The organism is Variovorax sp. 679 (assembly GCF_003952185.1).
Classification (GTDB): domain Bacteria; phylum Pseudomonadota; class Gammaproteobacteria; order Burkholderiales; family Burkholderiaceae_C; genus Variovorax.
In genome coordinates this window covers 444,080-469,602 of record NZ_RXFS01000003.1, presented here as the reverse complement: position 1 = coordinate 469,602, position 25,523 = coordinate 444,080, and the positions used below count along the sequence as shown (strand labels likewise).

Here is a 25,523-nt window from a genome sequence, read left to right as displayed (position 1 = left end):
GCACGCTTTCTGCTGCAATCGCCGGATGAACGATGCTTCCCCGACCGCCGCCGAGGTGCTGATGGCGCAGCCGCTGACTCCCCAGGCCTTCAGGCCGTACGGCACCGTGATCGCGGCGCCCGCCGGCGAGGGCCGGCCCATCAACGGCGGCAATGCGCAGCGCTTCGACCTGCTCGACGACCTGCGGCTCGACGCCGAAGGCGGCCGGCCGATGCTGGCGCTGTTCCGCGCGCAGGCGCGTCGCTTTCCCCACGAGGTGTCGGAGATGGAGTGCCACGCGCTGGGCAGCCAGACCTTTGTGCCGTTGGGCGACAGGCGCTTCGTGATCGTGGTGGCCCGCGCCGGCGATGCACCCACGTCTGCGCAACAGCTCGCGGCGTTCGTCACCGACGGGCGCCAGGGCGTGGTGCTCGCGCCCGGCACCTGGCATCACGCGCTGCTGGCGCTGGATGCGGGTGACTTCGCGGTGATCGAGCGTGCGGGGAGCGGCGGCGTCGACTGCGACGTCTGCCTGCTGCGGGAGCCGGGCAGCGTGCGGCTCTGAGGCTGCGGCCTCAGCCCGCGATGCGCTGCGCCAGCGCGACCAGCGACCGGTCCGACCCCGCCGGCCCGAGCAGCGAGATGCCCAGCGGCGCGCCGTCGCGCGAGGCCAGCGGCATCGACAGCTGCGGAAAGCCCGCCAGCCCCGCGATGCACAGCATGCGGATCGCGCGGTTGCGGTAGTCCTCCAGCGCGGCCTCGCTGTCGCTGCGCAGCGGGGCGATGTCGGGCATGGTCGGCATCAGCAGCACGCCGTCGCTGCCCAGCAGCGACGCCAGGTGTGCGCGGAACGCGATGCGGAAGGCGCGAGCGGTAGACACCTGCGTGTCGGTCACTTCCCGCGACCACGCGAAGCGCTCGGCCACGCCCGGCCCCAGCGGCGGGGCGTAGCGTTCGATCAACGGGCCATCGGTGAGCCAGGCTTCGCGCGACTGCAGGTAGCGGAAGTTCCAGTACATGGTGTCGAAGGACTCCAGCGCCACCTCGATGCCCTTGGCGGGGCCGAGCGCGCCCTGCACGCGGTCGGCTGCGCCCTTCAGCGCTTCGACTGCGGCAGGCATGGCCAGCGCCCAGACATCGTCGGGCCGCAGCAGCCGCACGCGTTCTGGCAGGGGCGTGGCATCGGTGCCCAGCAGCACGTCGGCCACGCGCGCGAAGGTACCGATGTCGCGCGTGAACCAGCCGCAGGTGTCGAAGCTGGGCGCGAGGTCGAGCGCGCCTTCGAGGCTCACCCGGCCATGGGTGGGGCGCAGCCCGTACAGGCCGCAGTGGTTGGCCGGCGCGCGCACCGAGCCGCCGGTGTCGGTGCCCAGCGCGAAGTCGCAGAGGTTCGACGACACGGCCGAGGCCGAGCCCGAGGAGCTGCCCCCCGCGATGCGCGAGGGCGCGCCGCCGTTGACCGGCGCGCCGAAGTGCGCGTTGTTGCCGTTCATCGAGGATGCGAGTTCATCGGTCACGGTCTTGCCGACGAAGCGCGCGCCGGCATCGAGCAGCTTCTGCACGGTCGGCGCGGTGCGGGTCTTGATGCCCGACATCGCCAGCACGATCGGGTTGCCGCCGCCCGTGGGGTAGCCGGCCACGTCGAACAGGTCCTTCGCCGCAAAGCTCAGGTCGGCCAGCGGGCCGGTCGTGGCGCGCGGCACCGGCGCATCGGGGTACGGAACGAAGGCGTGGGCGGGGTCGTGCAGGGGCATGGCAATGAAGGATGTTGAAGAGGCAGTCGGTCAGGCGACGAGCACCGGAGCGATGGCCGCCGCCGCGTCGGTGTGGATGCAGCGCACGCGGTGGTTCGGCGCAAGCTCGACCACCGGCGGCTGCGCCGCGCGGCAGGCATCGCTCGCGAGCGCGCAGCGTTCGGCAAAGGCACAGCCGGGCGGCAGTGCCGACAGGTCGGGCGGCGCGCCGCCGATGGTCTCGAGCCGCGTGCCGCGCGCCAGCGCACCATGTGCGCGGCTCTTGAGCAGCGCGATCGTGTACGGATGGCGCGGCGAGCGGATCAGCTCGCGCGCGGTGCCTTCCTCAACGATGCGCCCCGCGTACATCACGGCGATGCGGTCGGCCACTTCCACCGCCGCGCCGATGTCGTGCGTGACGAAGATCACCGAAAGGCCCAGATCGCGCTGCAGCTCGCGCAGCAACAACAGGATCTGGATCTGCACCGTGGCGTCGAGCGCAGTGGTGGGCTCGTCGGCCAGCAGCAGCTGGGGCTTGCAGGCGAGTGCGAGCGCGATCATGGCGCGCTGGCGCATGCCGCCCGACATCTCGTGCGGATAGGCCTGCAGGCGCCGCTCGGGGCTCGGGATGCGCACGCGCTCGAACAGCGCCAGCGCGCGCTGCTGGGCCTCGGCCTGCGTCACCGATTCGTGCCGGCGGATCGACTCGACGATCTGTGCGCCCACCGAGTACACCGGGTCGAGCGCCAGCAGCGGCTCCTGGAAGATCATCGACGCGACCTTGCCGCGGAAGTCGGCCAGCTCGCGCTGCGACATCGCGAGCACGTCGCGGCCCGCCACCTGCACCGTGCCGCCCATGCGCGTGCGGCGCTCGGGGTGCAGGCGAAGCAGGGTGCGCATGGTCACGCTCTTGCCCGAGCCCGATTCGCCGATCAGCGCGACGACCTCGCCGCGCTTCACCTCGAGGCTCACGCCGCTGACGGCATGCACCGGCTTGCGGCCGCCGCTGAAGGTCACGCTGAGGTCGCGCAGCCGGACCATCGGTTCGTTGTTGTCGCTCATGCTGCTTCCCTCCGGGCTTCAGTGGCCATCGGATGCCCGCTGCCGGGCTCGTGGATCAGGCAGCTCACCGCATGCCGCGAGCCGGTGACGATGCGCTCGGGCACCACCTTGCCGCACACCGGCGCGGCCAGCGCGCAGCGCGGATGAAAGCGGCAGCCCGAAGGCGGGTTGATCGGGTTCGGCGGATCGCCCGCGAGCGCCGCCTCCTCGGTGCGATGGTCGGGGTCCATCGAGGGCATGGAGGACAGCAGCGCCCGCGTGTAGGGATGCGCGGGCTGGTCGTAGAGCGCGTCGGCCGGGCCGATCTCGGCCACCTGGCCCAGGTACATCACCATGACGCGGTCGCTCACGTAGCGCACCACGTTGAGGTCGTGGCTGATGAACACGTAGGTCAGGCCGAACTCAGCCTTCAGGTCGAGCAGCAGGTTGATGACCTGTGCTTCCACCGACTTGTCGAGCGCGGAGACGGCTTCGTCGAGGATCACCACGCGCGGCTGCAGTGCCAGTGCCCGCGCGATGTTCACGCGCTGCCGCTGGCCGCCCGAAAGTTCGTGCGGGTAGCGCTCGGCAAAGCGTTGCGGCGACAGGCCGACGCGAGCCAGCAGGTCGCGCGCCCGTTCCACCGATTCGCGCCGCGACACACCATGCACCTGCGGACCGAAGGCCACCGAGTCCTCGATGGTCAGGCGCGGGTTCAGCGAGGCATAGCTGTCCTGGAACACCATCTGCACCTGGCGGCGGAATTCCTTCAGCGGCAGGTCGCGGCTGCCGACCTCGCGGCCGTCGAACACGACTTCGCCGCGCGTGGGTTCGATGAGCTGCATCAGCAGGCGCGCGGTGGTCGACTTGCCGCAGCCGGACTCGCCGACCACGCCGAGCGTTTCGCTCTTCATGACTTCGAAGTCCACACCGTCCACGGCGCGCACCACGCCGCCGCCACGGCCCAGCGGATCTTTCTTCAGGGGGAAGTGCTTGACCAGGCCCTTGATCGTCAGGAGCGGTTGGGCCGGGCCGCCGATGTCCTTGAGTGCGTCCATTGCCTTGCCTCAGCCCTTGTTGTCCATGGCCGAACGCAGCCCGTCGGACAGGATGTTGAAAGAGATCGAAGTGATGAAGATCATCACACCCGGCAGCGCCGCGACCCAGGGTTGCACGTAGATGGCGGTGCGCAGCGTGTTCAGCATCAGGCCCCATTCGGGCTCCGGCGGCTTCACGCCCAGGCCGAGGAACGACAGGCCCGACGCCAGGATCATCGACACAGCGATCAGGCTGGTTGCGTACACGAAGATCGGCCCGAGCACATTGCCCAGCACATGCACGCGCACGATGGTGAAGGGCCCGGCACCCGAGGCGCGCGCCGCTTCGACGTAGTCGCGGGTGCGCACCTGCGTGGTCACGCTCTCGGCCACGCGCGCGATCTGCGGAATGAACACGATGGTCAGCGAGATCAGCGAATTGACCACGCCAGCGCCCAGTGCGCCCGACAGCGCGATGGCCAGCAGCACCGAGGGGAAGGCATAGAACACGTCGATGGTGCGCATGATGAGCGTGTTGGTCAGCCCGCCCGCGTAGCCCGCGACGATGCCGATGACCGTGCCCAGCACGAAGGCACACAGCACCGGCGTGATGCCGATGAACAGCGACAGCCGCGCACCGACGATGAGGCGCGAGAGCATGTCGCGGCCCAGCTCGTCGCTGCCGAAGGGCAGGCCCTCGGTGCCGATGGGCTTCAGGCGCTTGAGCATCGACGACTGGTAGGGGTCGGCCGGCGCGAGCCACGGCCCGAAGACCGCAAGCGCGATCAGCAGCAGCACGACGAGGGCCGCGCCGACGGCTACGGGATCGCGCCGGAAGCGCAGCCAGACCGAGGCCCAGTAGCCGCGCGAGCGCTGGGCCGGCAGCGGCTCGACGGCCGCGGCGATGGAGGAGGGGGCGAGCACGGAGGACATGGTCTTTCAGGCCCGGGCAATGCGTGGGTCGAGCAGGGTTTGCAGCACGTCGACCAGCAGGTTGAGCACGACGAAGAACAGCGCAAGCACGAGGATCGTGCCCTGCAGCAGCGGCAGGTCGCGCTGGAAGATGGCCGAGTTCAGCAGGAAGCCGGTGCCCGGCCAGGAGAACACCGTCTCGATGAGGATCGAGCCACCGAGCAGATAGCCCAGCTGCAAGCCCATCACGGCCAGCGCCGTGGGCGCCGCGTTCTTCACCATGTGGCGGAACACGCCCGCGTGCGTGAGCCCCTTGGCGCGCAGGCCGACGATGAACTCCTGGTCGAGGATGTCGGCCACCAGCGCACGCACCGTGCGCGCGATGATGCCCATGGGAATCACCGACATCGTGAGCGCCGGCAGCAGCAGGAACTGCAGGTGCGCCCAGTCCCAGGCCCAGTCGTCCGAGCCGCTGGGGCCCGCACCCGTTGCCGGCAGCCACATGAGCTGCGACGAGAACACGATCACCATCACCATGCCCAGCCAGTAGTGCGGCACGCTCACGCCGAGCACCGAGAACATCGAGGCCAGGCGGTCGACCCACGAGTTGCGGAAGTAGCCCGCCACGAAGCCGAACAGGCAGCCCAGCACGAAGCCGATGAAGGTCGCCACCACCGCGAGTCGCAGCGTGTTGCCCACGGCGGTGAACACCTCGCCGGCCACCGCGCGGTTGCTGGCGATCGACACGCCCAGGTCGCCGTGCAACGCGCGCCACAGCCACATCGCGAACTGCTCGGGCAGCGAACGGTTGAAGCCGTAGAGCTCGCGCAGCTGCGCCTGCAGGTCGGCGGAGGCGTCGGGCGGCAGGATCGACACCAGCGGATCGCCGGGTGCGATGTGCACGAGCAGGAAGCACACGAGGGCCACGCCGATCATGATCGGCACGGCGTAGATCACGCGGCGCAGGAGGTAGGCGAACATTGGCTGGCTCGTGGCTGGCTGAAAAAAACGATCAGTCCATCGTCATCGTCGCGATGTCGATGAACCAGCTCTTGGGCTGCACCACGTTCTTCACCTTGGGCGACATGGCGCGCGGACCGACGTCGTGCGCGATCCACACGAAGGGGGCGTCGTCCACGATGTGCGTGTGCAGCTTGGCCAGCGCGGCGTCGCGCGCCTTGTCGTCGAAGCTGGTGCGCGCGTCGGCCACCAGCTTGTCGACCTCGGCGTTGCCGTAGTAGCCCCAGTTGTTCGACACCGGCGGGACGGTCTTGGTGCTCACGAAGCGCACCATCGCGAAGAAGGGGTCCATGGCTGCGAAGCTGATGTTGACCGCGTTGGCGCCGTTGGCCGACGGGTCCTTCGCGCCCTTGCGCCAGTTGGTGAACAGCGTGTTCCATTCGATCACGTCGAACTGAACGTCGAAGTAGCACTGCTTGAGCGACTGCTGCGCAAACTCGTTCATCGGCAGCGGCTGCATCTGGCCCGAACCCGACGCAGAGATCTGCACCTTCACCTTGATCGGCTTGGCGGCCGAGTAGCCGGCCTGCGTCATCAGCGCCTGCGCGGCCTTCACGTCGTACCTGATGTCGAAGGTGGGCTTGCCGAACCACGGGTGTCCCGGCGGCACCGTGCCCTTGGGCTCGGCCATCATGCCGCCCAGCAGCTGCTTCATGCCGCCGCGGTCGATGCACAGGTTGGCGGCCTGGCGCACGCGCTTGTCGAGCCAGGGCGAGCCTTCGGCGAAGGAGAGCTGCCAGGGCCACACGTGCGGCTGTGCGTTCGAATAGATCTTGAAGCCGCGCTGCGTGATCTGCGCCATGGCGTCGGGCGCGGGTGCCTCGATCCAGTCGACCTGGCCGCCCAGCAGCGCGGCGGTGCGCGCGTTGGCTTCGGGCATCGGCAGCATCACGACCTTGTCGATCTTCGGCACGCGCTTCGCGTCCCAGTAGCCCTTGTTGGCGGCCAGCTCCAGCCGCTCGCGCGCCACGAAGCGCGTGACCTTGAACGGACCCGAGCCCGACGGGTCGGCGGCGAAGGCGGTCCAGGCGGCCTTGGCCTTGTCGGCGGGCGTGGCGCCGGCGGCCGCGTCGAACTTCTTCTGCCAGTGCGCGGGCGAGGCCATGAACAGGTTCGTGAGGTTGATCGGCAGGAAGGCGTCGGGCTCGCTGGTGGTGAGTTCGACCGTCGTGTCGTCGATCTTGCGCGCCGACCTGAGCGTGGGCATGCGCGAGGCCGTCACGCCGACCTGGCTGGGGTCGAACTGCACGGCGTCCTTGTCGAGCACCTTCTGCACGTTCCACACCACGGCGTCGGCGTTGAAGGCCGAGCCGTCGTGGAACTTGACGCCGGGGCGCAGCTTGAAGACCCACTTGGTCTTGTCCTTGGCGTCGACCGCCCACGAGGCGGCGAGGCCGGGAATCAGCACGCTGGGCGCATCGGCCTTCGACAGGTCCCACTGCGTGAGCGAGTCGTAGATCGGGATGCCGGTGAAGCGGTTGCCCTCGAAGCCCTGGTCTGGCTGGCCGAGCGTGCGCGGAATGTCGGCCGCCGTCATGGCGATGCGCAGCGTCTTCTCCTGCGCCATCGCATGGGGCGTGGCGAGCACCAGGGTGGCGAGCGCCGCGCAGACGGCCAGGGGTTTCAGGAACAGGGCGGGGGCAGCACGCTTCACATGGAACTCCGTTGGGGTGGAATGGAGAAAAGGACGAAAAAACTGTCAAGCACGACACATGCCAGCGGTGGTGTCCCTCGTCGGGCTAGGGCCATGACAGCGCGAGCTCGCGCCTTGCGCAGCGCAGGTCCATCTCGACTTCCATGTCCACGATCGGCGGCCGTGCCATGTGCCAGGTCAGGCCGGTGGTGAGGCCGCCGCGCTGCACGATCTCGTCGAACACCAGTGCGCCGATGTCGTGCACCGTGTAGGCCTGCACCGTCGCGGCGTCGCGCCAGCCGAAGCCCAGCACGGCGAGGCGGCGCTCCATTTCCGTCATCACGTAGCCGAGCTTGGCGCGAAGGCCCTCGGGGCTGGTGTCGCCCAGGCGGACCATCACCTCGCGGTAGCTGGCATGCCCGTCGGGCGCCTCGCCGCCGCCGGAGACCACGAAGCTTGGCGGCGCGGCATCGTCGTCGGCCGGCACGGTGTACGAGAAGGCTTGGAAGGCCGGCGTGGCCGGGGCGCCGATGCGCGGGCACACGTTGGTGCGCGCCACCGGATTGCGCTCGCCGCGCACCAGCCCCCAGCGCTCCAGCGTGCCGGCGTAGACGCGGTTGAAGTCGTGGAATCCGCGCTCGGAGAACGGCGCGGGCGAGCGCAGTTCGCAGGCGCACAGCGCCGCCAGCGGACGGCCGATGGCGCCCAGGTGCGCCGCGATGACGTCGAAGCCTTCTTCCAGCGGAACAGGCTGCTGGAAACGCACCCGCTCGATGGCGAAGCCGGGAAGCGCCGCCACGCCCGCGGAATACTGGAACACGCCTTTCGCGTAGCGATAGCCGCCTTCGGGGAATGCAATGGTCTGGTTGGTGCCTGTGGTGGTCATGCCGTGTTCTTTCCTCGTCGGCGCCCAATGTAGGGAGCGACGAGGCCGGCGGGAAGGCTCATTTCCGCACGCGCGTGTTGCCGGAATCAGAACGCGGCGCCGCGCCCGCACCGTATCGCCCCATGCTGGTGGCCAGCATCTCGAGCAGCGCGCCAGTCGCCGGCGACTGGCGCCGCCCCGGCATGGTGAGGAGGCTGGCCGCGGTGGCGGCGAAGTCGCGCTCCTGCAGCGGCACGGCGCACAGGTCGCCGTTCGACACCTCGTGCAGCGCCGCGTAGCGCGGCAGGAAGGTGATGAGGTCGCTGTTGCGCACCAGGCCCTTGGCCATGTCGAGCGTGCCGGTCTCGATCGCCAGTTCGAGCGACACCTGCGTCTTCGAGGCGATGCGGTCGACCAGGTGGCGGATCTGGAACGAGCGGTCGGGCAGCGCCACGCGGCGGCCTTCGAGCTCGCTGAAGGACACGCTGCGCCGCCGCGCAAGCGGATGCGTGGGCGCGACGATGGCGCACAGCGGCTGCTCCAGCCGCGCATGCTCGCGGAAGGCGTGGCGCTCGGGCAGGTTGAAGGCCAGCGCGATGTCGATGCGGCCTTCCTGCAGCGCCTCGAGCACCGCGCGCGAACCCACCACCGAGGCCTGCAGCTTCACCTGCGGATGCCTCTTCTGGAAGCGCGCCAGGTTGTTCGCGAGAAAGTGCCCCACCATGCCCTCGATGCTGCCGATGCGCACCGTGCCGGCGGGCTCGCCGCTCAGCTCCTGCAGCGCGCCGCGCAACTCCTCGCTGCTCTGCAGGGCCTGTTCGGCATGCGCCAGCACCAGTTCGCCGGCCGGCGTGAGGGTGGTGCGGTTGGCGCGGCGGTCGAGCAGGGCGGCCTGCAGCTCGCCTTCGAGCTTGGCGATCTGGCGGCTGATGGCGCTCGGCGCCACGCCCAGCTGCTCGGCGGCGCGGCGCAGCGAGCCGGCCCTGGCGGTCTCGCGAAAGTAAAGCATTGCCGTGGACAGCATGTCGGTTTCCGGTATGTAGGGTGGTTTGCGCGGGACCGGACCTTCGGCCGATCGGCGCGGCACGTCAAGCAACGGGCGTGCCCCCGGGGGGGCGTGCGGCCCCCGCCATCCCGGCTATGCCGTCCGACGAATGGACGCCCCGGCGGCCGCTTTCCACAATGCAGCCGCTCATGCCCCAAGCCTGAAGGAACCTCGCGTCTGCGAGGGACAGGAACCGATGACGACACTGACACAGGGTTCGCGCGGCGCCGATGTCCGCAGGTTGCAGGAGGCGCTGAACCGCAAGCTGCGACCTGGCCCCGAACTCGCGCTCGACGGCGACTACGGCCCGGTCACCCGGATGGCGGTGCGCCGCCTGCAAGTCGCTCACTGGCTCGCCGAGGACGGCGAGGCCGGCCTCTGCACGCAGAACGTGGTTTTCGACAACGAATGCCACGCACCGATCCTGCACCCCGTCGCGCTGATCCCGCAGCCCACGCCCGGCCAGTGCTGGGCCGCCTGCACGGCCATGATCACGCGCTCCAACGTGCAGGCGGTGGTCGCGCGCACGCCGCCCGGGCTGATCGCCGACGACGGCGGCCTGTGCACCTTCGAGGATGCCGACGAAGCCATGACGGCCGATGCGCTCTTCGCCGCCGCGCACGGGCTGACGGTGCGTCCGCCGGCTTCCTGGTCGGTCGGCCAGCTGCGTGCCGCGCTGCATGACGGGCCGCTGATGCTCGACCTGCCGTGGGGGGCCAAGGGGTATGCGGCCGGTGTCGGGCGGCCGGGCCACATGGTGCTCGTCGTGGGCATTCGCGGCGACGACGATCCCGGCGGGCGCGGCACCACGCTGCGCATCTTCGACCCGTGGCCGCCGGGCAAGGGCGCGCGCTGCTCGGTCAACCTTCACAAGTGGCTGCAGCTCGTGGACCCGGGCGCCTGCCGGGTGTTCTTGCGCTAGCGGGTTTTCTCCTCCCTGGAAATTTGCGCGTTCCGGCGAACCGATCGGCGGGTTCGGCGCCTCTTGGTGTCCGAGGGTCTTCCTCATGCACTCATTCATCAAGAAGGATCGAAGGAATCGCCATGCTCTACGCAAAGAATCTTCCCGGCTGGGAGCGCGCGCTGCGCGTCGTCATGGGCCTCGCGGGCCTGGTTTTCGCGGCCATCGGCTGGAGCACGGCCGGCTTCGGGCTGGCCGTGGCCGTCGCCCTCATGGGCGCGATGCTCGCGCTGACGGGGCTGATCGGCTTCTGCCCGATGTGCGCGATGGTGGGGCGCAAGCCCGACAAGGGGCGCTGAGGCGCGGGCGGGGGCTCCCGGGGGGGCGATGCGACAATCCCGGGGCCATGACAGACACCCTCACGATCACCCGCCCCGACGACTGGCACCTGCACGTGCGCGATGGCGCCGCACTCGAAGCCGTCGTTCCCCACAGCGCGCGCCAGTTCGGCCGCGCGCTGATCATGCCGAACCTGCGCCCCCCCGTGACCACCGCCGCGCAGGCCGTGGCGTATCGCGACCGCATCCTCGCCGCCGTGCCCGAAGGCACCGGCTTCGAGCCCGTGATGTCGCTCTACCTGACCGACAAGCTGCCGCCCGAGGAAATCGCGCTGGCCGCCGAAGCCGGCGTGCGCGCGCTCAAGCTCTACCCGGCCGGCGCCACCACCAACAGCGATGCCGGCGTGACCGACATCCGCAAGACCTACAAGACGCTCGAGGCCATGCAGAAGCACGGCCTGCTGCTGCTGGTGCACGGCGAGGTGACCGACCCCGCCATCGACCTGTTCGACCGCGAGGCCGTGTTCGTCGACCGCGTGATGATCCCGCTGCGCCGCGACTTCCCCGAACTGAAGGTGGTGTTCGAGCACCTGACCACCAAGGAAGGCGCCCACTACGTGCGCGACGCCGACCGCTTCACGGCAGCGACCATCACGGCGCACCACCTGCTGTACAACCGCAACGCCATCTTCACCGGCGGCATCCGCCCGCACTACTACTGCCTGCCCGTGCTCAAGCGCGAGACGCACCGCGTGGCGCTGGTCGAGGCCGCCACCAGCGGCAGCGACCGCTTCTTCCTGGGCACCGACAGCGCGCCGCACCCGGCGCACCTGAAGGAGCACGCGCTCGGCTGCGCCGGCTGCTACACCGCGCTCACGGCCATCGAGCTGTACGCCGAGGCCTTCGACAACGCGGGCGCGCTCGACAAGCTCGAAGCCTTCGCGAGCTTCAACGGCCCCGACTTCTACAACCTGCCGCGCCACACCGACACCATCACGCTCAAGCGCGAAAGCTGGACCGTGCCGGAGACGGTGCCTTACGGCGAAGCCACGCTCAAGCCGCTGCGCGGCGGCGAAACCGTGAACTGGAAGCTCGCATGACCACCCCCGCGCTGCGCGTGATGCTGCTGATCGACGCCGACAACGTCTCGGCCGACGTGATCGAGCAGGCCGTGCAGCTCACCATGGAAGAGTACGGCGCCATCCACGTGCGCCGCGCGTACTGCAACGCCGAGATGGCGGTGAACCGGCAGGCGCTCTTCAAGCGGCTGTCGGTGCGGCCGATGGTGAACCTGTCGGCCGGCAAGAACAGCACCGACATCGCGCTGTCGGTCGATGCGATCGACCTCGTCATCGACGAGCGGCCCGACGTGGTGGTGCTGGTGTCTTCCGACTCCGACTTCGCGCCGCTCGTGATCCGCCTGCGCGAGAAGGGCTGCCGCGTCTGCGGCATCGGCCAGCAGGGCAAGACGGGCGAGGAGACGGTCGGCATCTACGACTCGTTCGTGGATCTCGCGCATCACGCCACGAAGCCGGCGGCACGCACCGCGCCGGCGAAGAAGGCGGCCGCGGCCAAGTCGGCGCCCGCGAAGACCGCGCGGGCCAAGGCGGCGCCTGCAGCCAAGAAGGCGGCGGCCAAGACGCCGGCGCGCAAGACGGCGAAGGCCGCCAAGGCTGCGCCGCCACCGCAACCGCAAATCTCGGAGGCGGCCGAGTTCATCCTGCAGGCTGCACCGGCCCTGCGCAGCGGCAACGACGTGCCGCTCAACGACGTGGCGAAGGCCCTGCGCACGGCGGGCCTGCTCGGCAAGCACGGCAGCTCGCTCAAGCTCTTCGACAAGCTCACCGCGGAGTTCGCCGTGATGCAGCATCCGGACCGCATCCGCTGGACGGGCGCGCCCGCGCCTTGAACCTGCCGGCTGTCGATTGGGCGCAGCCCTGGCTTGCGCCCTATCGCGTCCACGGCGAAGCGGTCGCGCAGACCGCGCGGCAAGCAGGCGTGGCTTCCGCCCTGCAGACGGTCAAGCCCTCATCGGTGCCCGATTTCGTACGGCAGGACGCATTGCCAGCGGGCCAGGCCTACGAGGCCCATATCTTCCAGACCCGCACGGTCCCGACCCGAGACAACCTGCACGACTTCTTCAACGGACTCGTCTGGCTCGCTTTTCCGCAGACCAAGCGTCGCCTCAACGAGCTGCAGGCTGCCGAGATCGAGCGCAACGGCGTTGCTGCCGTGCGCGGGCCGCTGCGCGATGCGCTCACGCTGTTCGACGAGAACGGCGCGGTGCTCGATGCGCCGCCCGCGTTGTGGCAGGCGCTGGTCGCGCGCGACTGGCACACGCTGTTCGTCGCGCAACGCGGGCTGTGGAGCGAGGCGCGCCTGCTGCTGTTCGGCCACGCGTTGCTCGAGAAGCTGGTGACGCCGCGCAAGCCGATCACCGCGCACGTGTTGCTGACGCATGACCTGACCGGCGTGGATGACGTGCGCATGGCACGGGCACTCGATGCGCGCGAGCTGGAGCGCAAGCCCTTCGCGCCGCTGCCGGTGCTCGGCGTGCCCGGCTGGTGCGAGGAGAACGAGGCGGCGTCGTTCTACGACGATCCCCAGGTCTTCAGGCCCTTGCCGGGCCGGGGAATACCGGGGGCCTAGAACTTTTGCTCCTATCATGGCTCTACCGGCTGCCGCCGACCGGAGCGCCCAGAACACCTAAAACACCCAGGGCTTCCAGGCCGCAAACTGCTCGATATACGGCTTGAAGAGGGCCCCGGGGCCCTCATCTGGGTGGCAGATTTCCCCACGGAGAATTCAACTTGAAACGTATCCTTCTGTTCGTCCTGACCAATGTGATGGTCGTCGCGGTGCTCGGCGTGGTCGCCAGCCTGCTCGGCGTCAATCGCTTCCTCACGGCCAACGGGCTCAACCTCACGGCGCTGCTCGGCTTTGCGCTGGTGATGGGTTTCGGCGGCGCGATCATCTCGCTGCTCATCAGCAAGCCCATGGCCAAGTGGACCAGCGGCCTGCACATGATCGACAACCCCCAGACGCCCGACGAGGCCTGGATCGTCGGCACGGTGCGCAAGTTCGCCGACAAGGCCGGCATCGGCATGCCCGAGGTCGGTATCTTCGAAGGCGAGCCCAATGCCTTCGCCACCGGCGCTTTCAAGAACTCGTCGCTGGTGGCGGTGTCCACCGGCCTGCTGCAGAACATGACGCGCGAAGAGGTCGAGGCCGTCATCGGCCACGAGGTCGCGCACATCGCCAACGGCGACATGGTCACCATGACGTTGATCCAGGGCGTGATGAACACCTTCGTCGTGTTCCTGTCGCGCGTGATCGGCTATGCGGTCGACAGCTTCCTGCGCCGCGGCGACGACCGCAGCTCGGGCCCCGGCATCGGCTACTACGTGAGCACCATCGTGCTCGACATCGTGCTCGGCTTTGCCGCCGCGATGGTGGTGGCCTGGTTCTCGCGCCAGCGCGAGTTCCGCGCCGATGCAGGCGCCGCCGCGCTGATGGGCCAGAAGCAGCCGATGATCAACGCGCTCGCGCGCCTGGGCGGCCTGCCGGCCGGCGAACTGCCGAAGGCCGTGGAAGCCATGGGCATCACCGGCAGCATGGGCAAGTTGTTTGCCACGCACCCGCCGATCGAAGAGCGCATTGCGGCGCTGCAGAACGCGCAGCGCTGAAAACGGGGCCGGCCGCCTCGGCCTGCCAACAAGAAAGCCGCCACGTTGCCGTGGCGGCTTTTTGCTTTCTGCCGGCAGGATGGTGGCGAATCAGCTGTTCGTGGATTCGGGTGCTTCCAGCGCTTCCGGCGTTTCCGGTGCCGCCGATGCTGCAGGCACGGCGGCCCGGTCGGTACGCGCGCGCTGCAGCGTGCGTGCGACCTCGCCCTGGGCCATGCCATACATGTCCGCGAACTCCTTTTCGCTGCGGCCGCTGGCTTCGAAGGCGCGCAACAGCGCCTCGCGCTTGGCGGCCTGTTCGGCCAGTTGGGCGAGGGCCTCGTCGAGCACGGCGTTGTTGTTCGCGTCGCGCGAACGCACCAGAACGGCATAGGCTTCGCGGTCGAGGCCCGAGGCTTCGACGGCGCGGGCCAGGCGCGCAACGAGTTGCGGGCGCAGGTCTTCGCCGGTGCGCTGCGAGCGGCGGCGGTGCAGCTCGAGGATCGCGTGGTGCACGTGCTCGGGCGCCACTGGCTCGGCGACGTTGCCGTCGAGGTCGTGGCGCGGATGGCCGGCCGCCACGCTCTCGAGGTAGCGCGTGGAGCGCGCGTGCAGGCCCATGGCCACCTTGAGCTCTTCGGCCTTGAAGTCGTCGGGATGGCGGGCGATCAGTTCTTCGTACACGCCGAGCTTCAGCGGCAGGAAGCGCGCGCCGAAGAGGTTCGGGTACAGCTCGAACAGGCGTTCGAGCGCCGGGTGCACCTTGCGCTGCGGACGTGCCGGCTGCTGCGGTTGCTTCTGCTGCTTCTGCTGCTGTTGTTGCGCCTGCGGCTTCTTCGGCCTGTTGCGCTGCTGCTGATGTTGCTGCGGACGCCTTGCCTGTTGCGCTGGCGCGGCAGACGGCGCGTCGGCGCCGGCTTCGGAATCCGTCGGCGCGCCTTCGGTGCCGGTCCGCAGGGCCTGCAGCTGCTGGGCCATGTCCAGGCGCTCGCCACGGGGGCGGCGCGACTTGTTGTTCGGGTTGGCGGTGGTTGCTTCGGTCATTCTGGAAGTTCTTCGGCGCCTTGGCGCGAAAACGGGAAGGAATTCAGGGGAACACGGGTGCGCACGCGGCGCGGGTTGAACGTCTTTGGCGCATTGTCGTTTCTGCGGTCATCCTTGGGGCAAGGCCGAAGCCTGTGCGGCCTGCCGGCCGATCAGCAGCCGGAACGGCAGCAGCATGAAAACGCCGACGGCGAGCTTCACGCCGAGGTCGCCCAGCGCCCAGGTGAACCACGGGCCGTCGGTGCCCGCGAACGCGATGCCCCAGAACACGATGCTGTCGAGCACGGCCGCGATGACGGTGGCCACCAGCGGCGCGCGCCACCAGAGGCCGCGGCGCAGGCGGTCGAAGACGCCGATGTCGAGCAGTTGCGATGCGATGAAGGCCAGCCCCGAGGCAGCCGCGATGCGCACCGGCGCGAGCAGCAGCGACACGCCCACAGCCACGGCGAAGCCCACCCACGCCACGCGTCGCGCCATGCCGGGGCCGAAGCGCCGGTTGACGAGATCGCTCACGAGGTACGCCACCGGATAGGTGAAGGCGCCCCAGGTCAGCCAGTCGTTGATGGCGAACTGCACGAGGATGTTGGACGCGAGCACCACGGCCGCCATCGCCAGCGTGGCGGCGATCAGGTGGCCCAGGGTGGGGCGCTCGAAGAATGTGGCGGAGTGCTGCATGACCTGCCTCAGACGCTCGCCGTGCGTTCGCGTTCCGACTCCGCCAGCACGCTGCGCGCCACGGCCTCGGCCACCTTGATGCCGTCGACGCCGGCCGACAGGATGCCGCCCGCGTAGCTCGCGCCTTCGCCGGCAGGGTACAGGCCGCGCACGTTGAGGCTCTGGAAGTCGTCGCCGCGCGTGATCTTGATGGGCGAGGAGGTGCGCGTCTCGACGCCCGTGAGCACCGCGTCGTGCGTGTCGAAGCCCTTGATCTTGCGGCCGAAGGCCGGGAAGGCCTCGCGCATCGCCTCGATGGCGTAGGCGGGCAGGGCCTTGTGAAGGTCGGTCGGCGTCACGCCCGGCTTGTACGACGGCATCACGCTGCCGAGCGCGGTGGAAGGCTTGCCGGCGACGAAGTCGCCCACCAGCTGGCCGGGCGCGCGGTAGTCGCCGCCGCCGAGCACGAAGGCATTGCTTTCGAGTTCGCGCTGCAGCGCGATGCCGGCGAGCGCATCGCCAGGGAAGTCGCGCGGGTCGATGCCCACCACGATGCCCGCGTTGGCGTTGCGCTCGTTGCGCGAGTACTGGCTCATGCCGTTGGTGACCACGCGGCCCGGCTCGCTGGTGGCCGCGACCACGGTGCCGCCGGGGCACATGCAGAAGCTGTAGACCGAGCGGCCGTTGCTCGCGTGGTGCACCAGCTTGTAGTCGGCGGCGCCGAGCAGCGGATGGCCCGCATGGCGGCCCCAGCGTGCGCGGTCGATCAGGCCCTGCGGATGCTCCACGCGGAAGCCGATGGAAAAGGGCTTGGCCTCGATGTGCACGCCGCGCGCATGCAGCATCGCGAAGGTGTCGCGCGAGCTGTGGCCCAGCGCCATCACGACGTGGTCGGCGCGCAGCTCGCTGCTCTGGCCGGTCGTCTGGTCGAGCACCGTGAGGCCGCGAAGGTGGCCGTCTTCGATGCGCACGTCGGTCACGCGCTGCTCGAAGCGGATCTCGCCGCCCAGCGCCACGATCTGCTCGCGGATGTTCTCGACCACCTTCACCAGCTTGAAAGTGCCGATGTGCGGGTGCGCGACGTAGAGGATCTCGGGCGGCGCGCCGGCCTTCACGAACTCTTCCATCACCTTGCGGCCGAGGAAGCGCGGGTCCTTGATCTGGCTGTAGAGCTTGCCGTCCGAAAAAGTGCCGGCGCCGCCTTCGCCGAACTGCACGTTCGACTCGGGGTTGAGCACGCTCTTGCGCCACAGGCCCCAGGTGTCGCGGGTGCGCTGGCGCACGGTCTTGCCGCGCTCGAGCACGATGGGCCTGAAACCCATCTTCGCGAGCATCAGCGCCGCGAAGATGCCGCAGGGGCCGAAGCCGATCACCACGGGCCGCGATGCGCCTTCGGGCGCGCTGGCCGGCGGCGTGTAGCGCATGTCGGGCGCGTTCTGGATGTGCGGATGGTCCGCGTGCTTCGCGAGCAGGCTCGCTTCGAGCTTCGCATCGGCCAACTGCACGTCGCAGATGTAGACCGTGAGCAGGTCGGCCTTGCGCGCGTCGAAGCTGCGCTTGTAGACGTTGTGGGAGACGATCGCCTCGGGCGAGATGCCGAGCGTTTTTGCGATCAGTGCGGACAGCGCCTCGGGCGCGTGGTCGAGCGGGAGTTTGAGTTCGGAGATTCTCAGCATGGCGGCGTGGGGCTTGTGTTTATCAAGCAGGCCGCGCATTTTAAGCGCCGCAGGCGCTATGAAAGGGATAGCGCGTCAGGCCGGCAGGAAGCCTTCGACCGACAAGTAGCGCTCGCCCGTGTCGTAGTTGAAGCCCAGCACCACCGCATCGGGCGCCAGCGAGGGCAGCTTCTGCGCGATGGCCGCGAGCGTCGCGCCCGACGAGATGCCGACCAGCATGCCTTCCTCGCGCGCGCAGCGGCGGGCCATTTCGCGCGCCGGCTCGGCATCGACCTGCAGCACGCCGTCGAGCAGCGAGGTGTCGAGGTTCTTCGGGATGAAGCCCGCGCCGATGCCCTGGATGGGGTGCGGCGCCGGCGCGCCGCCGGAGATCACGGGCGAGGCCACCGGCTCCACCGCGAACACCTGCAGCTTGGGCCACTTCTTCTTCAGCACCTTCGCCACGCCGGTGATGTGGCCGCCGGTGCCCACGCCGGTGATCAGCACGTCGATGCCGTCGGGAAAGTCGGCAGCGATTTCCTCGGCCGTGGTGCGCACGTGCACGTCGACGTTGGCGGGGTTGTTGAACTGCTGCGGCATCCATGCGCCGGGCGTGCCGGCGACGATTTCCTCGGCGCGGGCGATGGAGCCCTTCATGCCGTTGGCGCGCGGCGTCAGGTCGAAGGTGGCGCCGTAGGCCAGCATCAGGCGGCGGCGTTCGATGGACATGCTGTCGGGCATCACCAGGATCAGCTTGTAGCCCTTGACGGCCGCCACCATCGCCAGGCCGATGCCGGTGTTGCCCGAAGTAGGCTCGACGATGGTGCCGTCGGGCTTGAGCGCGCCGCTCTTCTCCGCGTCTTCCACCATCGACAGCGCGATGCGGTCCTTGATCGAGCCGCCGGGGTTGGCGCGCTCGGACTTGATCCAGACCTGCTGCTTCGCATTGCCGAACAGGCGGTTGATGCGGATGTGCGGCGTGTTGCCGATGGTCTGGAGGATGTTCTGGGCCTTCATGGGATCTCCTTGGGATCAGTCAATGCGTTTGTCGGACGGACAGCGCGCATTGTGAGACCAGCCCATGACCCCTCGCCCACCGAGCCCTATGCCGTCCCGGGCGTGAACTTCATCGCCACGCCGTTCATGCAGTAGCGCAGCCCGGTGGGCTTCGGCCCGTCGTCGAACACATGGCCCAGATGGCCGCCGCAGCGGCGGCAGTGCACCTCGGTGCGGGCCATGCCGAAAGACCGGTCCTGCCGTTCGCCTACTGCCTTGTCCAGCGGCTGCCAGAAGCTCGGCCAGCCGGTGTGGCTGTCGAACTTGGTCTTCGACGAGAACAGGTCGAGCGCGCAGCCGGCGCAGCTGAAGCGCCCGGCCCGGTGCTCGTCGTTGAGCGGGCTGGTGTAGGGCCGCTCGGTGCCTTCCTGGCGCAGCACCGCGAACTGGTTGGCGGTGAGCAGCTTGCGCCATTCGGCCTCGGTGTGCGTGACCTCGAATTTTTCGTTCTCCGCCGCCTGCGAACTGCGCGTGCCCCAGCCGAGGAACTGGGCAATGGCCAGCCCCAGTGCGGAGGTGCCGGCGGCAATGGTGAAGCGGCGTCCGGTGTCGTGCGTCATGTCGTGCCTTCGATCTGGTGGTGGGTGGAATATCGTTTTCGATATGTTTTATTGAATACAACGATGTACATTCGCCCGTTGGCTGCGAGAGGGCAGACAAAAGGCCGATGGCGGCGTTGCTTCCGGTAGTTCGTGCCGGAGAGGCTGCGGGTTACAGCCGGAAGAACGCGATTCGCTATGTCGGATTGAATACATTGAGGATGGAGACTTGGGTATGGATTGGTCCAGAGGCTGGGTGTCGGGCGCGGTTGCGCTGCTGCTCGCGGGTTGCGGCGGAGGAGGCGACAACAACGGCGGTGCTTTCATTCCACTCGTTCCGGCCCCCGCGCCCGCGCCGATGCCGGCTCCGCCGCCTCCACCCGCGCCGCCGCCGGCCCCGGCTCCTGCGCCGGCGGTCCAGCGGGGTGGCGCCGTCGACCGCCCGGCGGCCTTCACCGCGGCCGATCTCGCGGCGCGCACGCCCATCACGCAGACCGTCAATTTCTCCAGCGGCAGCGGGCCGCAGACCCACACCTACACGGGCGCCGGCCTCTGGTCGCTGCTGAACGACGCCGGCATCCAGGCCGATGCCACACGCAAGAACGACCTGCTCGGCCGCTACGTGCTGGCCACCGGCGCCGACGGCTACAAGGTGGTGTTCGCGCTCGGTGAACTGAGCCCCGACTTCGGCAACAAGCCCGGCGTGGTTGCGTATGCCGAGACCATATCGGGCACCTCGGCCCCGCTGGGCACGGCGGACGGCCCGTTCCGCGTGACGGCGCCTGGCGACGTGAAGGGCGGGCGCTATGTGTCGAACCTCGTGCGGCTCGATGTGGCGGCCGCTCCGGCGACTGCGGCGGGTGTCGGCGGTGGCGTGTCGACCTCGTTCGCCGTCTCGGGCAAGGTCGGCACCTCGATGAGCTTCGACGCCACCGCGCTGAAGGGGCTGACGGCGGCGCCCGACCTGACCATCGGCGCCAACGTGTATCACGGGGTCAGCCTGTGGACGCTGCTGGGCGGGTTGGGGTTGCCCACCACGCCGAAGAACGCGACGCTCGGGATGTACGCGGTGGTCACCGGGAGCGACGGCTACCGGGCCGCCGTGTCGCTGGGCGAGATCGATCCGAACTTCGGCGGCAAGGCCGCGATGATCGCCTACCAGATGAACGGCGCCGACCTCACCACCACCGGCTTCGCGCGCCTCGTGGTGCCGGGCGAGGTGAAGCAGGGGCGCTCGGTGTCGAACGTGATCGCGATCGAGGTGTTCTCCACCCTCGGCCCCTGATCGAGATCAGCTGGCCAGCGCGCGCCGCTGCCGCAGCGGTGCCTTCCACAGCTCCGCCAGCAGCACGCCGGCCACCGTGAGCACGCCGCCCACCGCGTGGTAGGCCGCCAGCGATTCGCCGATGACCACAGCTGCGATCACCGCGGTGAACAGCGGAATCAGGTTGAAGAACATGCTCGCGCGGCTCGGGCCGATGTGGGCCACGGTGTGCATCCACACCAGCGGCGCGAGCATGGAGGCGCCAAGGCCTGCGAAGCCGATCAGCGGCAGGTTGGCGGCCGACAGGCCCATCTTCGGCGTCAGCAGGTACATCGGCAGCAGCGCGATCACCGCGAACACGATCTGCAGGTAGAGCAGTTGCAGCGCGGGCACTTCCTTCATGCCCCAGCGCTTGAGCAGGATCACGTAGACGGCATAGGCCAGCATGGCCAGCAGCATCAGGCCGTCGCCCATGTTCGCGCCGCTCTTCAGCAGCGCACCCAGGTCGCCCGACGACACCACCACCGCCACGCCCGCGATCGACACCAGCGAGCCTGCCACCGCACCGGCCGTGAGCCGCTGCCCCAGCAGCAGGATCGACAGCGCCAGCACCATCATCGGCGTGAGCGAACCGATGATGCCCATGTGCGTGGCCGTGGTGAGGTAGGCCGCGTAGTAGGCCAGGCTCTGGTAGATCACCATGCCCAGCAGGCCGAGCACCGCGATGCGGCCCAGCTGCGGGCGAATGGCCCGCCAGTTGCGCAGCACCGGCCGCAGCGCCAGCGGCGTGAAGAGCAGGGCGGCCAGCAGCCAGCGGTAGAAGCTGATCTCGGCCGGCGCGATGGTGCCGGCCGCCATCTTGCTGACGACGGTGTTGCCCGACCAGATGGCCACGGCGAGCAGGGGGAAGGCGTATTGCCACATGAAGACGGTCCTTGGAGTACGGGACTATCATCGGCGCGTCCGTCCTGAGGCATATAACTCGATCAGGACAATCCGTCCGTCATTCCGGACTCTCTTTCGGGAAGGAGCCGAGCCCATGGCCGACAGGCTGCGCCTACTGGCCATCCAGGACGTGGAGGGCATGGAAGGCCCGTTCTACTTCCGCTATGACGACATCGGCGCCGACACGCTCGCCGCGCCGCACAGCCACAGCTGGGGCCATCTGAACTACGCCGCCCACGGCACCATGCAGATGGACACCGAGGGCCTGCGTTTTCTCTCGCCGCCGCAGTACGCGGTGTGGATCCCGCCGAAGGTGGTGCACAGCTGCACGCTGCGGCACGCCATCGTCTACCGCTCGATCTACATCGCGCCTGCCCTGTGCGGGCGCCTGCCCGCCGAGCCCTGCACCGTGCACATCAGCCCGATCATCAAGAGCGTGCTCGCCGACTTCGCCGCGCGCGACTTGCACGTGCCGCAAACGGAGGCCGACCTGCGCCTCGCGCACGTGGTGGTCGACCAGCTGGCCGTGGCCGAGGTGCAGCGCTGCTACCTGCCGGCGGCGGCGTCGCCCGCGCTGGTTTCGGTGCTCGAGGCGCTGCAGGCCAGTCCTGGCGACCACCGCTCGCTGGCCGAATGGGCCGACAGCGTGCACATGACGGAGCGCACGCTCGCGCGCCAGTGCCAGCGCGAACTGGGCATGTCCTTCGGCGACTGGCGGCAGCGGCTGCGCTTCCTGCGCGCCATCGACGCGCTGGAGGCTGGACGCACAGTGCAGGAGATCGCGTTCGACCTCGGCTACAGCACCGCGTCGGCCTTCATCGCGATGTTCCAGCGCGAGGCCGGCACCACGCCGGAGCAATACAGACGCGAGTTCTGCGGGATCGCCTGAAGGCCGGGCGATAATCCACCCCGTGAAGCACGCCAGACCGTCGCTGGTGCAAGTGCCGAAAGGCCGCACTGGAGGAACGTCCGGACTGCACAGGACAGCGCAGGAGTTAACGACTCTCCACCGTGAGGTGAGGATCAGAGCAACAGAGACGAGCCGATTGAGTTCGGGTGAAACGGGCAATCTCTGCGCGCAGCAACACCAAGTAGGCCAGTATCGAGGTGGTTCCGCTGAGCTGGCGGGTAGGTGGCATCGAGCCGTCTGGTGACAGGCGGCCCAGAGTAATGGCGGTCACGCCGCAGGTTCCGCAAGGGGCCTGCGGTGCACAGAATCCGGCTTATCGGCGGGCTTCACACTTTTCTTCTTTCTCCCTTTCCGGTTTTCCGCGCCCTTCGGCTTGAAGGCGGGCGCAAGCCTTGCCGCCTGCAAGGATTGGTAGTTACCCGTATAATCGATAGCATGCTAATTAATAGGCGGCTATCGTGAACGACCGACCCAACCCCCAACCGACGCGCGAACAGGCGCTGATGCGGCTCGGCACGTCGCTCGCGGTGCTGCAGCGCGGCTACCGTGCCGCGGCGGACAAGGCGGTGGCGCACGTCGGCGTCTCGCAGACGCTTGCCTACCCGATCGTGATGCTCGGACGCATGAACGGCGAGGTGCGCCAGGGCGTGCTGGCCGAGGCGCTGGGCATCGAGGGGCCGTCGCTGGTGCGCTCGGTCGACCAGCTGGTGGAAGCCGGCCTCGTCGAGCGCCGCGAAGACCCGGCCGACCGTCGCGCCAAGACCCTTCACCTCACCGAGGCCGGCAAGGCCGCCTGCGCGCCCATCGAGGCCGCGCTGACGCTGATGCGGGCGTCGCTGTTCGAGGGCGTGTCCGACGAGGACGCCGCCGCCTGCCTGCGCGTGTTCGCGCTGCTGGAAGAGCGCATGGGCGTGCGCTCGGTGCAGAGCCTGCCGCCGCAGGAAGAGCGCAGGTAGCAGACAGATGGCCGCGTTCAGCCTGCCGCGCTTCAGCCGCGCGGAGATCCTCTTTTCCGCCAAGAGCTTTGCCGCGGCCATGCTGGCGATGTACCTCGCCAGCCGCGCAGGCCTGCCGCGCCCGTTCTGGGCGCTCATGACCACCTACGTCGTCGCCCATCCGCTGGCCGGTGCGGTGCGCTCGAAGGCTGTCTACCGTTTTCTCGGCACGCTCATCGGCAGCACCGCCACCGTGCTGCTGGTGCCGGCGCTGTCCAACGCGCCCGAACTGCTGACGCTGGTGCTCGCGCTGTGGGTGGGGCTGTGCCTGTGCATCTCGCTTTTCGACCGCACGCCGCGTTCGTACGTCTTCATGCTCGCGGGCTACACGGCGGCGTTGATCGGCTTTCCATCGGTGCAGACGCCGCTCGCGCTGTTCGACACCGCCGTCGCTCGCGTGGAAGAAATCGGCCTGGGCATCTTCTGCGCCACGCTGGTCCACAGCCTGGTGCTGCCCGCAGGGCTTGCGCCGACCGTGCTGGGCCTGCTCGACCGCACGCTGCAGGACGCGCGCAAGTGGCTCGGCGATCTTTTCCAGCCCGCCGGCCGTAGCGGAGGCGACCCGAAGCGCCTCGACGACGACCGCCGCCGCCTCGCCGGCGACATCACGCAGCTGCGCCTGCTCTCCACCCACGTTCCCTTCGACACCACGCACCTGCGCTGGACCGCCGGCGCCATTCGCGCGATGCAGGACCGCGTCGCCGCGCTCACGCCCGCACTCTCCGCCGTCGAAGACCGCCTGCTGGCGCTGGAGCAGGCCGAAGGCGCCATCGCGCCCGACGTGGCCGCCGTGCTCGCGCAGGCCGCACAGTGGCTGCGCGAAGAAGCCCAGCCCACCGGCGATGCCTCGGCACGCGCCGAACGCCTGCAAGCCCTGCGCCGCGCCATCGATGCACTCAGCGCCACACCCGCGACCACCGAACCACAGACTCAATGGGGCCGCGCCTTACGCATCGGTCTCGCAGGCCGCCTCGAGGAACTCGTCGACGGCTGGACCGCCTGCGCCCAGCTTCGCCAGGACATCGACGAGGGCCTGAAGGGCGCCGCACCGCTGCGCCGCACGGCTGCGCTCGGCAGCCGCGTGCTGCACCGCGACTACGGCATGGCGCTGCTGTCTGCTCTGGCGGCTGTCATCGCCATCTGCCTGTGCGGCGCCTTCTGGATCATCACCGGCTGGCCCATGGGTTCGGCCGCGACCATGATGGCCGCCGTCTTCTGCTGCTTCTTCGCCACCATGGACGACCCGGTGCCGGCGATCCACGGCTTCCTGAAGTGGACGCTGTGGTCCATCCCGATCTCGGCCGTCTACGTGCTGGTGCTCATGCCCACGGTGCAGGACTTCGGCATGCTGGTGCTCATCTGCGCGCCGCTTCTCCTGCTGCTGGGCTTCTACCTGCCGCGCCCGACGCACTTCATGCCCGCGATGGCGCTGGTCTTCGGCGTGTGCGGCACGCTCGCGCTGCACGACACCGCCAGCTCCGACCTTGTGAGCTTCCTCAACAGCATGATCGGCCAGATCGTCGGCGTGGTGGTCGCGGCGCGCGTCACGCGGCTGGTGCGTTCGGTGGGCGCCGACTGGAGCGCGCGCCGCATCCAGCGCGCCACCTGGCGCGAGCTGGGCGACATGGCCGCCTCCTCGCAGCCGCAGTACGCGCAGAGCGACGCGTACGCCGTGCGCATGCTCGACCGCATCGGCCTGCTCGCGCCGCGCATCGCGCAGGCCGGCGGCACCGTCGAGGGCGTGGCCGCGAACGACGCGCTGCGCGACCTGCGCATGGGCGCCGACATCGCCGTGCTTCAGCGCGTGCGCGGCCAGTTGCCGCTGGCCACGTCGGCCGCGCTGCTGGGCGGCATCTCGCGCTTCTTCCGCCAGCGTGCCGAGGGCCGAATGAATCCGCGTCCGCAGGGCCTGCTGCCGCAGATCGACGAGGCGCTCGGCGCCGTGCTCGATGCGCGCGACACGGCTTCCTCCTCCGCTTCGCGCTCGGCCGTCACCGCACTGGTCGGCCTGCGCCGGAATCTCTTTCCCGACGCGCCGCCCATGCTGGCGAGCGCGGCCATCAACAACAGCAAAGGAGCTTCCGCATGATCGGCGAAGCCAGCTTCTACGGCCTGTACCTGCCCTGGATCATGGTGCTCGCGCTCGCGGCACTGCTCGTGCTGTGGGGCGTGCGCCGTCTGCTCGCGGCCACCGGCGCCTATCGCTGGGTGTGGCATCCGGCGCTCTTCGACATGGCGCTCTACCTGCTGCTGCTCTACGCGCTGAGCCGCGCCAGCGCCTACCTCCAATGA

26 protein-coding genes and 1 other RNA gene are annotated in these 25,523 nt (G+C 69.2%); 13 read left to right on the top strand and 14 right to left on the bottom strand.

What is annotated here, in order from left to right:
* Positions 1–25 precede the first annotated feature (25 nt).
* Positions 26–544 (top strand): ureidoglycolate lyase, encoded by a 519-nt coding sequence (locus EJO71_RS09555; protein ID WP_125948231.1) that lies wholly within the window; start codon positions 26–28, stop codon positions 542–544.
* A 10-nt stretch (positions 545–554) separates the two neighbouring features.
* On the opposite strand, the gene EJO71_RS09550 is transcribed toward EJO71_RS09555, so the two are convergent.
* The 8 genes from EJO71_RS09550 to EJO71_RS09515 form a co-directional block, all read right to left on the bottom strand.
* Complete coding sequence (locus EJO71_RS09550; RefSeq protein WP_125948232.1) at positions 555–1,733, bottom strand: amidase; 1,179 nt, start codon at positions 1,731–1,733, stop codon at positions 555–557.
* 30 nt (positions 1,734–1,763) lie between these two features.
* Positions 1,764–2,774: an ABC transporter ATP-binding protein gene (locus EJO71_RS09545; protein ID WP_240651321.1), complete on the bottom strand. Its 1,011-nt coding sequence runs from the start codon at positions 2,772–2,774 to the stop codon at positions 1,764–1,766.
* The gene (locus EJO71_RS09540; RefSeq protein WP_125948233.1) at positions 2,771–3,811 is read right to left on the bottom strand and encodes an ABC transporter ATP-binding protein; all 1,041 of its coding nucleotides are present in this window, start codon (positions 3,809–3,811) and stop codon (positions 2,771–2,773) included. The genes EJO71_RS09545 and EJO71_RS09540 overlap by 4 nt, the downstream gene beginning before the upstream one ends.
* A gap of 9 nt (positions 3,812–3,820) precedes the next feature.
* A complete protein-coding gene (locus EJO71_RS09535; protein ID WP_125948234.1) occupies positions 3,821–4,723 on the bottom strand; it encodes an ABC transporter permease in 903 nt (300 codons plus the stop codon).
* A 6-nt stretch (positions 4,724–4,729) separates the two neighbouring features.
* Positions 4,730–5,683 (bottom strand): ABC transporter permease, encoded by a 954-nt coding sequence (locus EJO71_RS09530; RefSeq protein ID WP_125948235.1) that lies wholly within the window; start codon positions 5,681–5,683, stop codon positions 4,730–4,732.
* A gap of 31 nt (positions 5,684–5,714) precedes the next feature.
* Positions 5,715–7,376: an ABC transporter substrate-binding protein gene (locus tag EJO71_RS09525; RefSeq protein WP_125948236.1), complete on the bottom strand. Its 1,662-nt coding sequence runs from the start codon at positions 7,374–7,376 to the stop codon at positions 5,715–5,717.
* Between the two features lie 85 nt (positions 7,377–7,461).
* Complete coding sequence (locus tag EJO71_RS09520) at positions 7,462–8,241, bottom strand: hypothetical protein (protein ID WP_125948237.1); 780 nt, start codon at positions 8,239–8,241, stop codon at positions 7,462–7,464.
* Positions 8,242–8,299: 58 nt separating this feature from the next.
* The gene (locus EJO71_RS09515) at positions 8,300–9,244 is read right to left on the bottom strand and encodes a LysR family transcriptional regulator (RefSeq protein WP_125948238.1); all 945 of its coding nucleotides are present in this window, start codon (positions 9,242–9,244) and stop codon (positions 8,300–8,302) included.
* Positions 9,245–9,461: 217 nt separating this feature from the next.
* Here EJO71_RS09515 and EJO71_RS09510 point away from each other — a divergent pair, with 217 nt between their 5' ends.
* The 6 genes from EJO71_RS09510 (at position 9,462) to htpX (ending at position 14,190) form a co-directional block, all read left to right on the top strand.
* Positions 9,462–10,187 (top strand): papain-like cysteine protease family protein, encoded by a 726-nt coding sequence (locus EJO71_RS09510; protein ID WP_164546783.1) that lies wholly within the window; start codon positions 9,462–9,464, stop codon positions 10,185–10,187.
* Between the two features lie 122 nt (positions 10,188–10,309).
* Entirely contained in the window at positions 10,310–10,525 is a 216-nt protein-coding gene (locus EJO71_RS09505; RefSeq protein WP_125948240.1) for a DUF2892 domain-containing protein, read from the top strand.
* A 47-nt stretch (positions 10,526–10,572) separates the two neighbouring features.
* Complete coding sequence (pyrC, locus tag EJO71_RS09500; RefSeq protein ID WP_125948241.1) at positions 10,573–11,604, top strand: dihydroorotase; 1,032 nt, start codon at positions 10,573–10,575, stop codon at positions 11,602–11,604.
* Complete coding sequence (locus EJO71_RS09495) at positions 11,601–12,413, top strand: NYN domain-containing protein (protein WP_125948242.1); 813 nt, start codon at positions 11,601–11,603, stop codon at positions 12,411–12,413. Before pyrC ends, EJO71_RS09495 begins: the two co-directional genes overlap by 4 nt.
* Entirely contained in the window at positions 12,410–13,153 is a 744-nt protein-coding gene (locus tag EJO71_RS09490; RefSeq protein WP_125948243.1) for a DUF3025 domain-containing protein, read from the top strand. The genes EJO71_RS09495 and EJO71_RS09490 overlap by 4 nt, the downstream gene beginning before the upstream one ends.
* A 161-nt stretch (positions 13,154–13,314) precedes the next feature.
* Positions 13,315–14,190 carry a protease HtpX gene (gene htpX / locus EJO71_RS09485; RefSeq protein ID WP_125948244.1) on the top strand — a complete coding sequence of 292 codons (876 nt, stop codon included), beginning with the start codon at positions 13,315–13,317 and terminating at the stop codon, positions 14,188–14,190.
* Between the two features lie 90 nt (positions 14,191–14,280).
* Here htpX and EJO71_RS09480 read toward each other — a convergent pair whose 3' ends face one another.
* From EJO71_RS09480 to msrB, 5 genes are all read right to left on the bottom strand, one after another.
* On the bottom strand, positions 14,281–15,213 hold the full coding sequence (locus tag EJO71_RS09480; RefSeq protein WP_125948245.1) for a ProQ/FINO family protein: 933 nt from the start codon (positions 15,211–15,213) through the stop codon (positions 14,281–14,283).
* A 108-nt stretch (positions 15,214–15,321) separates the two neighbouring features.
* Positions 15,322–15,822: a VUT family protein gene (locus EJO71_RS09475; RefSeq protein ID WP_240651349.1), complete on the bottom strand. Its 501-nt coding sequence runs from the start codon at positions 15,820–15,822 to the stop codon at positions 15,322–15,324.
* A gap of 74 nt (positions 15,823–15,896) precedes the next feature.
* A complete protein-coding gene (locus EJO71_RS09470) occupies positions 15,897–17,543 on the bottom strand; it encodes an NAD(P)/FAD-dependent oxidoreductase (protein ID WP_125948247.1) in 1,647 nt (548 codons plus the stop codon).
* A 75-nt stretch (positions 17,544–17,618) separates the two neighbouring features.
* Positions 17,619–18,539, bottom strand: coding sequence for a cysteine synthase A (gene cysK, locus EJO71_RS09465; RefSeq protein ID WP_125948248.1), 921 nt, complete (start codon positions 18,537–18,539; stop codon positions 17,619–17,621).
* 86 nt (positions 18,540–18,625) lie between these two features.
* The gene (gene msrB / locus EJO71_RS09460; RefSeq protein WP_125948249.1) at positions 18,626–19,138 is read right to left on the bottom strand and encodes a peptide-methionine (R)-S-oxide reductase MsrB; all 513 of its coding nucleotides are present in this window, start codon (positions 19,136–19,138) and stop codon (positions 18,626–18,628) included.
* A gap of 214 nt (positions 19,139–19,352) precedes the next feature.
* Between msrB and EJO71_RS09450 the strand changes: the two genes are divergently transcribed.
* Positions 19,353–20,402 carry a molybdopterin-binding oxidoreductase gene (locus tag EJO71_RS09450; RefSeq protein WP_164546784.1) on the top strand — a complete coding sequence of 350 codons (1,050 nt, stop codon included), beginning with the start codon at positions 19,353–19,355 and terminating at the stop codon, positions 20,400–20,402.
* Positions 20,403–20,408: 6 nt separating this feature from the next.
* On the opposite strand, the gene EJO71_RS09445 is transcribed toward EJO71_RS09450, so the two are convergent.
* Positions 20,409–21,305, bottom strand: coding sequence for a DMT family transporter (locus EJO71_RS09445; RefSeq protein ID WP_125948252.1), 897 nt, complete (start codon positions 21,303–21,305; stop codon positions 20,409–20,411).
* A 115-nt stretch (positions 21,306–21,420) separates the two neighbouring features.
* Here EJO71_RS09445 and EJO71_RS09440 point away from each other — a divergent pair, with 115 nt between their 5' ends.
* The 5 genes from EJO71_RS09440 (at position 21,421) to EJO71_RS09420 (ending at position 25,523) form a co-directional block, all read left to right on the top strand.
* Positions 21,421–22,215, top strand: coding sequence for a helix-turn-helix transcriptional regulator (locus EJO71_RS09440; protein WP_125948253.1), 795 nt, complete (start codon positions 21,421–21,423; stop codon positions 22,213–22,215).
* A gap of 24 nt (positions 22,216–22,239) precedes the next feature.
* An RNA gene (gene rnpB / locus EJO71_RS09435) (RNase P RNA component class A) lies at positions 22,240–22,568 on the top strand.
* A gap of 171 nt (positions 22,569–22,739) precedes the next feature.
* Positions 22,740–23,192, top strand: coding sequence for a MarR family transcriptional regulator (locus tag EJO71_RS09430; protein ID WP_125948635.1), 453 nt, complete (start codon positions 22,740–22,742; stop codon positions 23,190–23,192).
* 7 nt (positions 23,193–23,199) lie between these two features.
* Positions 23,200–25,320, top strand: a complete 2,121-nt coding sequence (locus EJO71_RS09425) for an FUSC family protein (RefSeq protein WP_125948254.1) — start codon at positions 23,200–23,202, stop codon at positions 25,318–25,320.
* Positions 25,317–25,523, top strand: a complete 207-nt coding sequence (locus EJO71_RS09420; protein ID WP_019658367.1) for a DUF1656 domain-containing protein — start codon at positions 25,317–25,319, stop codon at positions 25,521–25,523. The genes EJO71_RS09425 and EJO71_RS09420 overlap by 4 nt, the downstream gene beginning before the upstream one ends.